We start from the raw sequence: 14,912 nt of genomic DNA on the forward strand, positions 1-14,912 counted from the left end.
TTACGCTAGCCTCTTCTTACGGAATTTGTCTTTTAATCGTCGTGCAAAAACACTGTCCATCATATTCGCCATGATAGCGACCACCAGTAATATGGCATTGATAGGCCACATACCAATTTCCGCGGGGAGATCACCATCTTCCAACGCAGATTTCGTCGCACTAATCGCCAGGAAATATGCCAAATAGATCAGAATCGCAGGGCCAATTTTGGCAAATCGTCCTTGACGCGGGTTCACCGCTGACAATGGAATCACCAACATAGTCAAGAGGGGAATGCACACAAACAGCGAGATCCGCCATTGCAATTCTGCTTGTGCTTCTGGGCCTGGGTGACCAATCAAATCGGCGGTAGGATACGCTTCCCAGTCACGGCCTTTCTGCTTAACCTCACGTTGACCAATCACGCCTTTGTATTCATCAAATTGAGTGATCATATATTCAACGCGAGTTGGCACGCCTTCATAGCGCGTCCCCTCTTTCATCGTGATGACCTGGCGTCCGTCAGACAACTCTTTTACTTCACCAGAAGATGAGAACATCACGCTCGGAAGCACCGAGTCACGTGGACGCATTTGAGCAACGAACACATTACTTAACGTATTGTCTTTAATGTCATCAATGAACACAACTGATGAGCCATCAGGCGTACCTTGGAATTGACCTTTTTTCAACAAGTCAACGCTGTTTTCAGCCGCCACTTGTTCGTAAAGATGCTCAACACGATCTTGTGACCAAGGCGATAGCCATAATGCATTAAATGCCGCCACAGCAGAGGTAATCAGCGCTAAATACAAGGCAGCTTGTACCAAGAACTTGTTACCAATCCCTGTCGCGTTCATTACAACGATTTCACTCTCTGCATACAGGCGACCAAACGTGATCAATATGCCGATATACAGACTCAAAGGTAGCATCAATAATCCCATTGCCGGCATATTCAAACCAACAATCGAGAAAATCAATCCAGCAGGAATATCCCCGTCAGAAGCATCAGCAAGAACACTGATGAATTTCTGGCTTACAAACACCAAAAAAAGTACGAAAAATATCGCAAATTGGCTCTTGAGTGTTTCGCGGATCAAATATCTAACAATAATCACGCTGAAATTACCTATACAAAACTTGTTTTTTTAGTCGAATCACTATAGTTTCCCGTTGAACCATTTATTTTTAAAAAAATTATAAACTAGATGTTAGTCGCTTAATCAGCTCTGCATGTAAGCTTGGAGCTAAACTTCAACAAGTAAGCGATCATTATCTAACATTTAGAGCAATTTGTCTTCAGGATGTAGGAGTACGCATGGAGTTCAGTGTAAAAAGTGGCAGTCCAGAGAAACAACGTAGCGCATGTATCGTTGTTGGTGTGTTTGAACCACGTCGCCTTTCTCCAGTAGCCGAGCAACTTGATAAAATCAGTGACGGCTACATCAGTTCACTACTTCGCCGTGGTGATCTAGAGGGTAAACCGGGTCAGATGCTGCTACTGCATCAAGTGCCAGGTGTTTTGTCAGAGCGTGTTTTACTTGTCGGCTGCGGCAAAGAACGTGAGCTTGGCGAACGCCAGTACAAGGAAATCATTCAAAAGACGATCAGCACACTTAACGAGACAGGCTCGATGGAAGCGGTATGTTTCTTGACAGAACTCCACGTTAAGGGCCGTGATACTTACTGGAAAGTGCGTCAGGCAGTAGAAGCGACCAAAGATGGTCTATACACATTCAATCAATTTAAGAGCATTAAGCCGGAGACTCGCCGCCCACTGCGCAAACTTGTTTTCAATGTGCCGACGCGTCGTGAACTCAACTTGGGTGAGAAAGCCATCACCCACGGTCTCGCGATTTCTTCTGGTGTGAACGCATCTAAAGACCTTGGCAACATGCCACCCAACGTCGCCAACCCAGCATACCTAGCCTCTCAAGCTCGTCGTCTTGCCGACGATTACGAAACCGTAACCACCAAGATCATTGGTGAGCAAGAGATGGAAAAACTGGGCATGACGTCTTACCTCGCGGTAGGTCGTGGTTCAAAGAACGAATCAATGATGTCTATCATCGAATACAAAGGCAACCCTGACTCAGGGGCAAAACCTATCGTGCTAGTGGGTAAAGGTCTAACGTTCGATTCTGGTGGTATCTCTCTAAAACCGGGTGAAGGTATGGATGAGATGAAGTACGACATGTGTGGTGCAGCGTCTGTATTCGGTGCAATGAAAGCACTGGCGAAGCTAAACTTGCCGATCAACGTGGTTGGTATTCTCGCAGGTTGTGAAAATATGCCTGGCAGCAATGCTTACCGCCCGGGTGATATCCTAACGACAATGTCAGGTCAAACTGTAGAAGTTCTGAACACGGATGCGGAAGGTCGTTTGGTTCTGTGTGACGCACTGACTTACGTTGAGCGTTTCGAACCAGACTGCGTGGTAGACGTTGCAACGCTAACTGGTGCCTGTGTGATTGCGCTAGGCCACCACATTAGTGGCGTGATCTCTAACCACAACCCTCTGTCTCACGAACTAGTAAACGCTTCTGAGCAAGCAAGTGACCGTGCATGGCGTCTACCAATGGCAGACGAGTACCACGAGCAGTTGAAGAGCCCATTTGCGGATATGGCAAACATTGGTGGCCGTCCTGCTGGCACTATCACTGCGGGTTGCTTCCTGTCTAAGTTTGCTAAAAAGTACAACTGGGCTCATATCGATATCGCCGGAACGGCGTGGAAGTCAGGCGCAGCGAAAGGCTCAACGGGCCGTCCTGTCTCAATGCTTGTCCAATTCCTTTTAAACCGTAGTGGCCAAGAGACAGAAGAATAATTTCTGAACAACATCTAAAAGGGCCGCAAGGCCCTTTTTTATTGTCCCGATATTCTTGAGCAAGAATGAGGGGTAAAATGGTCTTAGGACGAGACCGAGGCAAATGAGAAAATGATGCAAACAGCGACCTTCTACATCATCAAAGAAGACAGTCCGCAAGCGCAAACCGCAGGCTTTGAAAAGTACATCGTGTTTTTAGCTCAGCACTTTGCCCGCCAAGGCGCTAAAGTCTATCTGAACTGTCACGACAAAACGCATGCAGAGCAACTGGCGGAAGCCTTCTGGCAAATTGATGCAGATAAGTTCATGGCACATAACCTCGTAGGCGAAGGACCGAAATACGCCACTAACATAGAAATCGGCCATAACGGTGTAAAGCCAACTTGGAATCGTCAATTGGTAATTAATTTGGCGGAAAATGAGACAACCTTTGCGAACAAGTTTACAGAGGTGGTAGACTTCGTGCCCTGCGAAGAAAAAGCTAAACAACTCGCAAGAGAAAGATATAAAATTTACCGTCAAGCTGGTTATCAGCTGCAAACGATCGAAATTCATTTTCCTTAATGGTCAATCCTTATAGTTAAGGCGATCTTATTAAGATCCCTCACTTATAAAGATTGACTAAGATTCAACCATCAACGTATCCATTAAAAGAGCGCTATGGAAAAGACATACAACCCAACTTCAATCGAACAAGCTCTGTATCAGACTTGGGAAGAGAAAGGCTACTTTAAGCCACACGGTGACACTACTAAAGAATCATACAGCATCATGATCCCGCCACCGAACGTCACTGGTAGCCTACACATGGGCCACGCGTTCCAAGATACGATCATGGATACGCTTATCCGCTGTGAACGCATGAAGGGTAAAAATACTCTTTGGCAAGTAGGTACTGACCACGCTGGTATCGCCACTCAGATGGTTGTAGAACGCAAAATCGCGGCAGACGAAGGCAAAACTAAACACGATTACGGTCGTGATGCTTTCATCGACAAAATCTGGGAATGGAAAGGCGAGTCTGGCGGCACCATCACTAAGCAGCTTCGCCGTCTTGGCGCATCGGTAGACTGGGATCGTGAACGCTTTACCATGGACGATGGTCTCTCTAATGCCGTTCAAGAAGTGTTCGTACGTCTATACGAAGACGACCTAATCTACCGCGGTAAGCGTCTAGTTAACTGGGATCCTAAGCTGCACACAGCGATTTCAGATCTAGAAGTAGAAAACAAAGACACTAAAGGCCACATGTGGCACTTCCGCTACCCGCTAGCAGACGGCGCAACGACGGCTGATGGTAAAGACTACATCGTTGTTGCAACGACTCGTCCAGAAACCATGCTCGGCGATACTGGTGTTGCGGTTAACCCAGAAGATCCACGTTACAAAGATCTTATCGGTAAAGAAATCCTCCTTCCTATTGTTGATCGTCGCATCCCAATCGTGGGCGATGAGCACGCCGATATGGAAAAAGGGACTGGCTGTGTGAAAATCACACCTGCGCACGACTTCAACGACTACGAAGTCGGTAAGCGCCACCAGCTACCAATGATCAACATTCTGACTTTCGACGCGAACATCCGCGACGCAGCAGAAGTGTTCAATACCAACGGCGAAGCAAGCGATGTTTACTCAACAGAGCTTCCAGCTAAATACCACGGCATGGAGCGTTTTGCAGCACGTAAAGCGATCGTTGCTGAATTCGACGAGCTAGGTCTGCTTGAAGAAGTAAAAGATCACGATCTACAAGTGCCTTACGGCGACCGTGGTGGTGTGGCTATCGAACCCATGCTGACTGACCAGTGGTACGTACGTACTGCGCCTCTAGCGAAAACCGCAGTTGAAGCCGTGGAAAACGGCGACATCCAATTCGTGCCTAAGCAATACGAAAACATGTACTTCTCTTGGATGCGTGACGTTCAAGACTGGTGTATCTCTCGTCAGCTATGGTGGGGGCACCGCATCCCAGCTTGGTACGACAATCAAGGCAATGTTTACGTAGGTCGCACTGAAGAAGAGGTTCGTAACAACAACAACCTAGAATCAGTGATTGAACTGCACCAAGACGAAGACGTACTGGATACCTGGTTCTCTTCTGCCCTATGGACGTTCGGTACTCAAGGTTGGCCAGAGCAAACTGACGATCTGAAAGTCTTCCACCCTTCAGACGTACTGGTTACTGGTTTCGACATCATCTTCTTCTGGGTTGCGCGCATGATCATGATGACCATGCACTTCGTCAAAGACGAAAACGGCAAACCACAAGTACCATTTAAGACCGTTTACGTTACCGGCCTAATCCGTGACGAAAACGGCGACAAAATGTCGAAGTCGAAAGGTAACGTGCTTGACCCAATCGACATGATCGATGGTATCGATCTAGAGTCTCTGGTAGAGAAGCGTTGTGGCAACATGATGCAGCCTCAGCTAGCGAAGAAGATCGAGAAGAACACACGTAAGACGTTTGAAAACGGTATCGAAGCATACGGTACCGACGCACTGCGTTTCACACTTGCTGCAATGGCATCAACAGGTCGCGATATCAACTGGGATATGAAGCGTCTTGAAGGTTACCGCAACTTCTGTAACAAACTATGGAACGCGAGCCGTTACGTCATGATGAACACAGAAGACAAAGATTGTGGTTTTGGTGAAGGTGAGATCGAGTACTCACTAGCAGACAAGTGGATCGAGTCTCAGTTTGAACTCGCAGCGAAAGCATTCAACAACCATATCGACAACTTCCGTCTAGATATGGCAGCGAATACGCTATACGAATTCATCTGGAACCAATTCTGTGACTGGTATCTAGAGCTAACCAAACCAGTACTATGGAAAGGCACGGAAGCGCAGCAACGTGGTACTCGCCGTACCCTAATCACGGTACTTGAGAAGACGCTACGTCTAGCTCACCCGGTGATTCCTTACATCACAGAAACTATTTGGCAAAGCATCAAGCCGCTAGTTGTCGGTGTCGAGGGCGAGACAATCATGCTACAAACTCTGCCTCAGTTTGACGAAGCGAACTTCCACCAAGAAGCGCTAGACGACATCGAATGGGTGAAAGCGTTCATCACTAGCATCCGCAACCTACGTGCTGAGTACGACATCAACCCTGGCAAGCCTCTAGACGTGATGCTGAAAGCAGCGAATGAGAAAGACGCCTCTCGTCTAGAAGCAAGTAAACAAGTATTGATGTCTCTAGCGAAGCTAGAAGCCGTACGCGTGCTTGAAGCCGGCGAAGAAACCCCAGCGTGTGCAACGGCACTGGTTGGTAAGTCTGAGCTGATGATCCCAATGGCGGGTTTGATCGACAAAGATGCTGAGCTTGCTCGTCTAGATGGCGAAATCAAGAAGACGCACGGCGAAATCAAGCGTATCGAAGGCAAACTGGGCAACGAAGGCTTTGTAGCGAAAGCACCTGAAGCGGTTGTTGCTAAAGAGCGTGAGAAGCTGGAAGGCTACAAAGAGACACTAGCGAAGCTAGAAGAGCAAAAGAACACCATCGCGGCGCTTTAATCGTTAGCGTTGAACTAGAAGCAAAACGCTTCGGCTCTTAAAATCAGAAAGGTTGGTCATCATGACCAACCTTTTTTTATTATTGAACTTGACCAAAAAACTTAAATCCATCGTTTTTACCTATCAAATTAATTTCCATTACCCACTAGCAATAATGAGAATTATTATCAATAATGTACTTATCGAAACGGACAAGATTGAGTAATTATCATGAAAAAGACACTAACCTTCGCAACGCTGCATTTTACTATCGCATTTAGTGTCGCTTATGTGCTTACTGGCGACATTCTTATTGGTAGTTTAATTGCCATGATCGAGCCTTCAGTGAACACCGTCGCCTTCTACTTTCATGAAAAGGCATGGGCAAAAGTCCCTGTACTTAAAGCTCGTCAGTTCATGACCAAATTAAAAACCGTGAGTTTTGCAACTGTGCATTTTAGCGTGGCTTTCACTGTGGTTTATTTGTTGACTGGTGATGCATTTATCGGCGGTGTCATGGCGACATTAGAGCCAAGCTTGAATACCGTGGCTTACTACTTCCACGAAAAAGTTTGGTTACGTAAATCATCAACACAAACCACAGCCCCGCAGTTTTGTTTGCATCGACACACTTAAACGCAATATATTGAGCCTAAGAGCTCAATATATTAGGTACGGCATGGAACAAATTGCGGATTTTTTACTTCGTCCACTCACACCTCAAGATAACTCTGGCATTGCTAATGTGATTCGCCAAGTTTCGGCTGAGTATGGACTCACCGCCGACAAAGGCTATGGTGTGGCAGATCCCACTCTCGATGACATGTGCTCCGTTTACGCGCAAAAAAGGGCCGCTTACTGGGTCATTGAACAGCAAGGTGAGATCGTCGGTGGTGGTGGTTTTGCCCCACTAACAGGTGAACCGAATGTGTGTGAACTACAAAAAATGTACTTCTTGCCGCAAACTCGTGGACACGGCTTAGCCAAACGCATTGTCGCGTTAAGTTTGCAATTGGCGAAACAACTCGGTTACCAGCAGTGCTACTTAGAAACGACCGAATGTTTGAAAGAGGCCGTCAGATTATATGAAAATCTTGGCTTCGCTCACTTGGACGCCCCGCTTGGACAAACAGGGCATGATGCATGTGAAGTGGTCATGCTAAAAGCACTGTAACAGAAGCAACCATTAGATCACCACATGAGTCGCGCACAGCTGTTGGCTTAGCGCGACCGAAAAGTCTTGGCGTTGACCGTCCAACTCGACAGACAGCGAATACAGATCGTTAGGATCAGGATTCTTTACATCGGCGTATTTGGGAGCCTCGAGCTGAAACAGTGCACTGACATGATCGGTACGAACATCAATCGGAATACTATAAGTCATTCCATTAAATTTTACTGACGCAGACACCAGCCCCGGTACAAGGGTTTGATAATAGAGATCCACTTTAAACTCGCAACCACCACCATGATGCCAAATCTGCTCGGTAGCAACACGCTCTAAACGCACATTGCGAATAAACTGCAGGCAAGGCTCTTGCCATATTCCCAACCGTTCATCGCTTTTCTGGTAACCTTGGCCAGCTAACAAACAAAGCTCGGGTTGATCTTCTTCGAACAACAAGGCTTCTTCTTCTTCAAGAAATAAAATTTCAAAACGGTTACGGCCTAGTTGTAGATATGGGCGGATCTCTTTTTTATATACGTTCTGATCACCATCACAATCAAACACTGCAACGCCATTCAAACGGACTTCAACATGATAGTCGATACCACCTAACACCATTTCAACCGCAGGAAATGCCATCATGGACTCATCCACATCAATGTCATGCATCAAATGCCATTCTTGCTGACGAATCGCCTCCTCCGTTAAATATTCAGGTAATGCCTGACTCAAAGGAGCAGGGAAAGAGATATCATCCTGTGGAATAGAAAGGTCCGTCAGTGGAGAAACTTGCCATAAACCGGCGAGTGAAAGTTGCATATGCACCTTGAGCTAGATCAATTTTCCCGCATTATAGGGAGAAACCCTCTATAAACTCAATGTGAATTATGTAACGACGTTGTTTCAAGAAACAAAAAAGCCAGCGTTGAACGCTGGCTTTTTAGTAAGAAATAACAATCAATTATTCAACGTCTTCATCTGCGTCAGGGTAAAGTGCATCTTCGCCTTCGTAATAAGTTCCCCAACCATCGTAGATGATGTCGTATTTTTCAGCTAAGTGAATGAGCTTTTCAACTTGAGCGTCAATAGCTTCTGCATCCAATGTTGATTCCATTGTCGCATCACAACAAAGCAGCTTCTTACCGTCTTCATCTTCTGTTTCTTCTGCTTCAAGTACTTCAAAGCCCATCTTGAACGCTTCCACGACCGCTTTCTCTAGCGTGTCAAAGTCTTCTGCGAACAGATGGTGCTCGATTTCATAAAGTGAATCTGGGTCGCTGCCATCTTCTAGCAATGCTGCAATGATATCGCGAGTCTCTTCCTTTTGAATCTCAATTAATTCTTCTACTGATAGATATTCATCTTCGTGAGACATGTTTTGGCTCCAGATTAGTTACTTGGTATTCAGATCCGATGAAATATGGCATGGATCGCGATGAAAAGCCACAAACAAACACCACCCCACGACGATTCTTATCCGTTATTCAAAGGTAAATATTCCCCTCCTCATCCAAAAAAACAAACAATTAACAAAAAGTGTTTTTTTTTAATATTCAGAACATTCTAATCAGCGCATTTTATCGCTACATTCTCTTTCTATGCGTGTTTATGAACCATTCTTGAATATAGTTACACACTCTTAATTCAGTGATGACGAATAAAGCCAGCCTAATACATATACAAAAACGAATACATATGCACATTTAATTCATTAAGCATGGGAACGCCTTTTATCAAAGTAAAAAGAATAAAAACGCATCTTTTCCAAAATAGATATCAAAATACTTAATGCCAAACAAGGCCTTAAAAAATAAATAATTTAAAACTTAAATCCAAAAATAAACTAAATTAAAGAATATAAGAAAACTTAAGTAACTTGCACCTTTCCGATAAGCTTGTCATAAATGATGGTTGGAATATTTGTAAGGATACAAAATGAGCAAGCTGTACGTCGGATCAGAAGTCGGCCAACTTCGACGAGTTCTACTCAATCGCCCAGAGCGAGCCCTCACCCATTTAACCCCATCAAACTGTCATGAATTACTGTTTGATGACGTACTGGCGGTAGAGGCTGCAGGAGAAGAGCATGACGCGTTTGCTCGCACTCTGCACGATCAGGGTGTCGAAGTGCTTTTACTCCACGACTTACTGGTCGAAACTCTTGCCGTTCCAGAGGCAAAGCAGTGGTTATTGAACACTCAAATTTCTGATTTTCGTTATGGCCCGACATTTGCTTGCGACTTACGTCAGTATTTCTCTGAAATGGATAACGAGCACCTCGCAACCATCTTTCTCGGCGGTTTGGCCTACTCCGAGCTCCCCATTCAATCCTCTTCAATGCTGCCTAAGATGAAACGCCCGTTGGACTTTGTGATCGAGCCACTGCCTAATCACCTTTTCACCCGCGACACCTCGTGCTGGGTATACGGCGGCGTATCACTCAACCCGATGATGATGCCAGCACGTCAGCGTGAAACCAATCACTTGCGGGCGATTTACCGTTGGCACCCGATTTTCGCTGGCCAAGACTTTATTAAGTATTTCGGCGATGATGACCTGCATTACGATAACGCGAACGTCGAAGGTGGTGATGTTCTGGTTATAGGTAAAGGTGCCGTGCTCATCGGTATGTCAGAACGCACAACTGCACAAGGCGTTGAAAATCTAGCAGCAAGCCTTTTTAAAGCCAGTCAAGCCACCGAAGTGATCGCTATTGATTTGCCGAAACATCGTTCATGCATGCACTTAGATACGGTGATGACACATATGGATACCGACACTTTCTCAGTATACCCAGAAATCATGCGCAAAGATCTCGACACATGGCGTCTCACACCCAAAAACAAGGGTGAAATGCATGTAGAAGCATCCCATAATTATCTGCATGCAATAGAAACCGCCCTTGGTTTAGATCAACTAACAATTATCACCACCGGTGGTGACACCTATGAGGCAGAGCGTGAGCAATGGAATGATGCCAACAACGTTCTCACAGTAAAACCGGGCGTGGTTATTGGTTACGAACGCAATGTTTACACCAATGAGAAGTACGATAAAGCAGGCATTCAAGTACTCACCGTACCGGGTAATGAACTAGGCCGAGGTCGAGGAGGCGCTCGCTGTATGAGTTGTCCAATAGAGCGAGATGATATCTAACTTTCTCTCCCTTTCTGGTGAGTTAAGCTAAGGTTGATGTGCAAACATCAACCTTTTCTATTGGTCCCCAAGCAGCATCAAGCGAACAACAATTAAAATAAACATTCACATTAAAAGCATTTATATGCTTTAATGTGATCATTCAATCACACGTACAAAGGGACGAGCTATGGCTTTCAATTTACGTAACCGCAACTTTTTGAAGCTATTGGACTTCTCAACCAAAGAGATCCAATTCTTGCTCGAACTGTCCGCAGAGCTAAAAAAAGCAAAATATACCGGAACAGAGCAGCAGAAACTTCAAGGCAAAAACATTGCACTCATCTTTGAGAAGTCGTCTACTCGCACCCGATGTGCGTTTGAAGTGGCTGCCTTTGATCAAGGAGCACAAGTGTCTTATATTGGCCCTTCTGGTTCGCAGATTGGCCATAAGGAATCCATGAAAGATACCGCTCGCGTGCTTGGTCGCATGTATGACGGCATCGAATACCGTGGTTTCGGTCAGTCCATCGTGGAAGAGCTTGGCACTTACGCGGGTATTCCAGTCTGGAACGGGTTAACCGATGAGTTTCATCCAACCCAAATCCTTGCCGACTTCCTAACCATGCAAGAATACGGTCGCGGTAAACAACTGCATGAAATGACTTTCGCTTACCTAGGCGACGCTCGAAACAACATGGGTAATTCACTCATGGTTGGCGCAGCCAAAATGGGGATGGACATTCGCCTTGTCGCACCAAAGGCGTTCTGGCCAGAAGAGGGATTAGTTACGACTTGCCAAGCAATAGCTCAACAGACTGGCGCGAAGATAACCCTAACTGAAAGCGTTGAAGAAGGCGTCAAAGGTTGTGATTTCCTGTATACCGACGTGTGGGTCTCCATGGGTGAGTCAGCAGAAACCTGGGATGAGCGTGTAGCTCTAATGACTCCATATCAAATTAATATGGACGTTATTAAACAAACGGGCAATCCCCACGTGAAGTTTATGCACTGCTTACCCGCTTTCCATAACGATGAAACTGCCGTCGGCAAAGAAGTGGCAGAGAAATACGCAATGAAAGGTCTTGAAGTTACAGAAGCGGTATTTGAGTCTGACTACTCCATCGTCTTTGATGAAGCCGAAAACCGCATGCATACTATCAAAGCCGTGATGGTCGCCACCCTAGGCAATTAACCTGCGTGCAAAAGAGGTGGCTAAAAGCATGATGTAATCGCTTGCGCTCACGAAACTTAAGCGTATAATGCTCGGCAATTTGTCTGAGGATTACGAAATGACCAAACTGATTGTCGACGTAAAATCGCGATTTTCTTTCGCTAAGCGACTGCGCTTATGCCATGTTATTTTTGTTAATTCTATCGAATTTTAAAACCTCCCCATTTGGGGAGGTTTTTTTATGTCCAAACCTCTTGCTAGGAGTTTTTGGAAAGAGTCATCACAATTATAGGGAAGAAGATCATGGCGAATTCGCTTTACCAAAAGCACATCATCTCTATTCCAGAGCTTTCACGTGAAGAGCTGGAACTTATCGTAGACACAGCAGGTAGCCTTAAAAAAACACCGCGACCAGAACTGATTAAAAACAAAGTTGTCGCAAGCTGTTTCTTTGAACCATCGACTCGTACTCGTTTGTCTTTCGAAACCGCGATCCAACGTGTTGGTGGTGATGTTATCGGCTTTGATAATGGTAGTAATACTTCTCTGGCGAAAAAAGGAGAGACACTGGCTGACTCAGTACAAGTTATTTCTTCTTACGTGGATGCTTTTGTGATGCGCCACCCACAAGAAGGCGCGGCTCGTTTAGCGTCTGAATTCTCAAACGGTGTACCTGTGATTAATGCAGGTGACGGTGCAAACCAGCATCCAACTCAAACCTTACTTGATCTCTACACCATTGCGGAAACCCAAGGTCGCTTGGATGATCTAAACGTCGCATTCGTCGGCGACCTAAAATACGGCCGTACGGTTCACTCATTGACCCAAGCTTTAGCGAAATTCAATAACATTCGTTTTTTCTTTATTGCGCCTGAAGTACTGGCAATGCCAGATTACATCTGTGAAGAGCTGGACGAGGCCGGTATTCAATACAGCCTACATACCGATATGGAAGCCGTGATTCCAGAACTTGACATCCTTTATATGACTCGTGTTCAAAAAGAGCGTTTTGACGAGTCGGAATACGCTCACATCAAGTCGGCTTATATTCTGACCGCCGCTTTACTTGAAGGTGCGCGTAAAAACCTAAAAGTGCTTCATCCTCTTCCTCGCATCGATGAAATCACCACCGATGTAGATAAAACCCCGCACGCTTACTTCTTTCAACAGGCTCAAAACGGTGTGTATGCTCGCCAAGCCTTGTTAGCACTAGTTCTAAACGAAACACTGTAATCGAGGAGAAAAAGACATGACTAAAGAAACTCAATTGCAGGTAGAAGCAATCAAAAATGGCACGGTTATCGACCATATTCCCGCGCAAATCGGCATCAAAGTATTAAGACTGTTCGATATGCACAACTCCTCGCAGCGTGTCACGATTGGCCTAAACTTACCGTCATCAGCACTAGGGCAAAAAGATCTACTGAAAGTCGAGAACGTGTTCATCAATGAAGATCAAGCGAGCAAACTTGCGCTCTACGCTCCACATGCGACGGTCAATCAAATCGAGAACTACGAAGTGGTGAGGAAACTTGCACTAGAGCTCCCCGAGAAAATTAACGATATATTCGAATGCCCTAACTCAAACTGTATTTCTCACAATGAGCCGGTAGAGAGCAGTTTTAGCGTATTTGAAAAGAAACAAGAAATCCGCTTAAAATGTAAATACTGCGAAAAAGTCTTCTCTCGCGAGATCGTAACCGAAAGATAGCCCCCACGCACTAGGCTGTAATGCGTTTAAAATACCCTGTTAAATCGGGGTATTTTGCTCTTTACCTCCCCCTACTTTAAAGGCAAACTGCTTACACTCAAGTAGCCTCAAGATGCTTGGTTACACTCTTTATTCCCCTACAACCGGATGGAAAAATCAAATGACGAAAGTACTTCACACTGAGTCTGCACCAGCAGCAATCGGCCCTTACGTTCAAGGCGTAGACCTAGGTAATATGGTTCTGACTTCTGGCCAAATTCCTGTCAACCCAGCGACCGGTGAAGTGTCAGAAAACATCGCAGAGCAAGCACGTCAATCTCTAGAAAACGTCAAAGCCGTGGTTGAGTCTTCTGGTCTAAACGTAACTGATATCGTAAAACTAACGGTTTTCGTGAAGGACTTAAACGATTTTGGTACCGTAAACGAAGTATACGGCAAGTTCTTTGACGAGCACCAAGTTGCCAACTACCCTGCACGCTCTTGCGTTGAAGTGGCTCGTCTACCGAAAGATGTAGGCATCGAAATTGAAGCCATCGCCGTTCGCAAATAATTGCCGATATTGGATTGATGAGAAACAAAAATGGGTAGCCTAGGCTACCCATTTTGCTATGCGTTATTGATACGTTTACGCGGCGTTGCGCTGCTTCACTTCTTCGTCCAGCGCTGCTAATTTCTCTTTCATTTGCGCATGACAGATATTTGCAAGCTCACGAATGCCTTCTTTGCCATAGTTCTCGGTACTAATTGGTGGCAGCATCTCAACAATTACATGACCGTTGTTCCAGCGGTTTAGTTTAATTTTATTGGTAGAGCTGCAAACGATAGGAATAATCGGTACTTTAGCACCGATAGCGGCATGAAATGCTCCCGTTTTAAAGGGCAATAAGCCTCGCCCACGTGAGCGCGTACCTTCTGGGAACATCCAAACCGACACATCGCTCTCTTTCATGCTATTCACCACTTGATCTATGGTGCCTTTTGCTTTGGAACGGTTCGCACGGTCAATCAAAATATTTCCCGTTAACCAGTAGATCTGACCAAACAATGGCATCCATGCGAGACTCTTTTTGCCAACCGTTACGACTTTTGGCGTGACCGCTGAAGATACCGTAAAAAGATCCCAGTTGTTTTGGTGATTGGCGATATAAACATGCTGACCGCGAGAGTACGCATTTTCAGGAATTCTCAGCTCCAGCTTAATCCCAAATACGCGAGACATCTTGCCGAACAATCGACCAAAGGTGAATACGTGCTTAGGGTTTCGAGGGCTTAGTAGGCAGTAACTACAACCACCAATAAACATCATAATCGCAAAAATCGCGACAGCAAATACACGTAACAGTGCAATCATTTTTGTTCTCCAGGAACCGGCTTTTTGCCAGATACAGCTATTAGTTTCTCTCTTTCCATAACGGG

General features: G+C 45.5%; 13 protein-coding genes and 1 pseudogene. 10 read left to right on the forward strand and 4 right to left on the reverse strand.

All coding sequences use genetic code 11. The annotated features are described in order from the left end of the window. Positions 1 to 1,101, reverse strand: a complete 1,101-nt coding sequence (gene lptF, locus AC3D28_RS09095; protein WP_488534581.1) for an LPS export ABC transporter permease LptF — start codon at positions 1,099 to 1,101, stop codon at positions 1 to 3. A 200-nt stretch (positions 1,102 to 1,301) separates the two neighbouring features. On the opposite strand from lptF, the gene pepA reads away from it, so the two are divergent. The 5 genes and pseudogenes from pepA to AC3D28_RS09120 form a co-directional block, all read left to right on the forward strand. After that, a complete protein-coding gene (pepA, locus tag AC3D28_RS09100) occupies positions 1,302 to 2,810 on the forward strand; it encodes a leucyl aminopeptidase (RefSeq protein ID WP_098414743.1) in 1,509 nt (502 codons plus the stop codon). 114 nt (positions 2,811 to 2,924) lie between these two features. Next, a complete protein-coding gene (locus AC3D28_RS09105; protein ID WP_488536077.1) occupies positions 2,925 to 3,374 on the forward strand; it encodes a DNA polymerase III subunit chi in 450 nt (149 codons plus the stop codon). A 96-nt stretch (positions 3,375 to 3,470) separates the two neighbouring features. After that, positions 3,471 to 6,329 (forward strand): valine--tRNA ligase, encoded by a 2,859-nt coding sequence (locus tag AC3D28_RS09110; protein WP_488534582.1) that lies wholly within the window; start codon positions 3,471 to 3,473, stop codon positions 6,327 to 6,329. Between the two features lie 210 nt (positions 6,330 to 6,539). After that, positions 6,540 to 6,944, forward strand: a complete 405-nt coding sequence (locus tag AC3D28_RS09115) for a DUF2061 domain-containing protein (RefSeq protein WP_488534583.1) — start codon at positions 6,540 to 6,542, stop codon at positions 6,942 to 6,944. 64 nt (positions 6,945 to 7,008) lie between these two features. Further along, positions 7,009 to 7,482 (forward strand): annotated as a pseudogene (locus AC3D28_RS09120) (GNAT family N-acetyltransferase); the annotation flags it as partial. Positions 7,483 to 7,494: 12 nt separating this feature from the next. Here the strand turns inward: AC3D28_RS09120 and AC3D28_RS09125 are convergent. Further along, on the reverse strand, positions 7,495 to 8,295 hold the full coding sequence (locus tag AC3D28_RS09125; protein ID WP_488534584.1) for a glycosyl hydrolase 2 galactose-binding domain-containing protein: 801 nt from the start codon (positions 8,293 to 8,295) through the stop codon (positions 7,495 to 7,497). Positions 8,296 to 8,437: 142 nt separating this feature from the next. Next, positions 8,438 to 8,851 carry a ribonuclease E inhibitor RraB gene (gene rraB, locus AC3D28_RS09130; RefSeq protein ID WP_098414737.1) on the reverse strand — a complete coding sequence of 138 codons (414 nt, stop codon included), beginning with the start codon at positions 8,849 to 8,851 and terminating at the stop codon, positions 8,438 to 8,440. A gap of 560 nt (positions 8,852 to 9,411) precedes the next feature. Here rraB and arcA point away from each other — a divergent pair. The 5 genes from arcA to AC3D28_RS09155 all read left to right on the forward strand — a co-directional run bounded on the left by arcA (position 9,412) and on the right by AC3D28_RS09155 (position 14,046). Then, the gene (arcA, locus tag AC3D28_RS09135) at positions 9,412 to 10,632 is read left to right on the forward strand and encodes an arginine deiminase (protein WP_488534585.1); all 1,221 of its coding nucleotides are present in this window, start codon (positions 9,412 to 9,414) and stop codon (positions 10,630 to 10,632) included. A gap of 169 nt (positions 10,633 to 10,801) precedes the next feature. After that, positions 10,802 to 11,806, forward strand: a complete 1,005-nt coding sequence (locus AC3D28_RS09140; protein WP_488534586.1) for an ornithine carbamoyltransferase — start codon at positions 10,802 to 10,804, stop codon at positions 11,804 to 11,806. 282 nt (positions 11,807 to 12,088) lie between these two features. Then, on the forward strand, positions 12,089 to 13,018 hold the full coding sequence (gene pyrB, locus AC3D28_RS09145; protein WP_098414733.1) for an aspartate carbamoyltransferase: 930 nt from the start codon (positions 12,089 to 12,091) through the stop codon (positions 13,016 to 13,018). Positions 13,019 to 13,034: 16 nt separating this feature from the next. Further along, a complete protein-coding gene (pyrI, locus tag AC3D28_RS09150; RefSeq protein ID WP_098414732.1) occupies positions 13,035 to 13,496 on the forward strand; it encodes an aspartate carbamoyltransferase regulatory subunit in 462 nt (153 codons plus the stop codon). 160 nt (positions 13,497 to 13,656) lie between these two features. Beyond that, complete coding sequence (locus AC3D28_RS09155; protein ID WP_098414731.1) at positions 13,657 to 14,046, forward strand: RidA family protein; 390 nt, start codon at positions 13,657 to 13,659, stop codon at positions 14,044 to 14,046. 75 nt (positions 14,047 to 14,121) lie between these two features. Here AC3D28_RS09155 and AC3D28_RS09160 read toward each other — a convergent pair whose 3' ends face one another. After that, entirely contained in the window at positions 14,122 to 14,847 is a 726-nt protein-coding gene (locus AC3D28_RS09160; protein ID WP_488534587.1) for a 1-acylglycerol-3-phosphate O-acyltransferase, read from the reverse strand. Between the last annotated feature and the right edge of the window lie 65 nt (positions 14,848 to 14,912).

Source organism: Vibrio sp. TAP-3B (assembly GCF_057784735.1).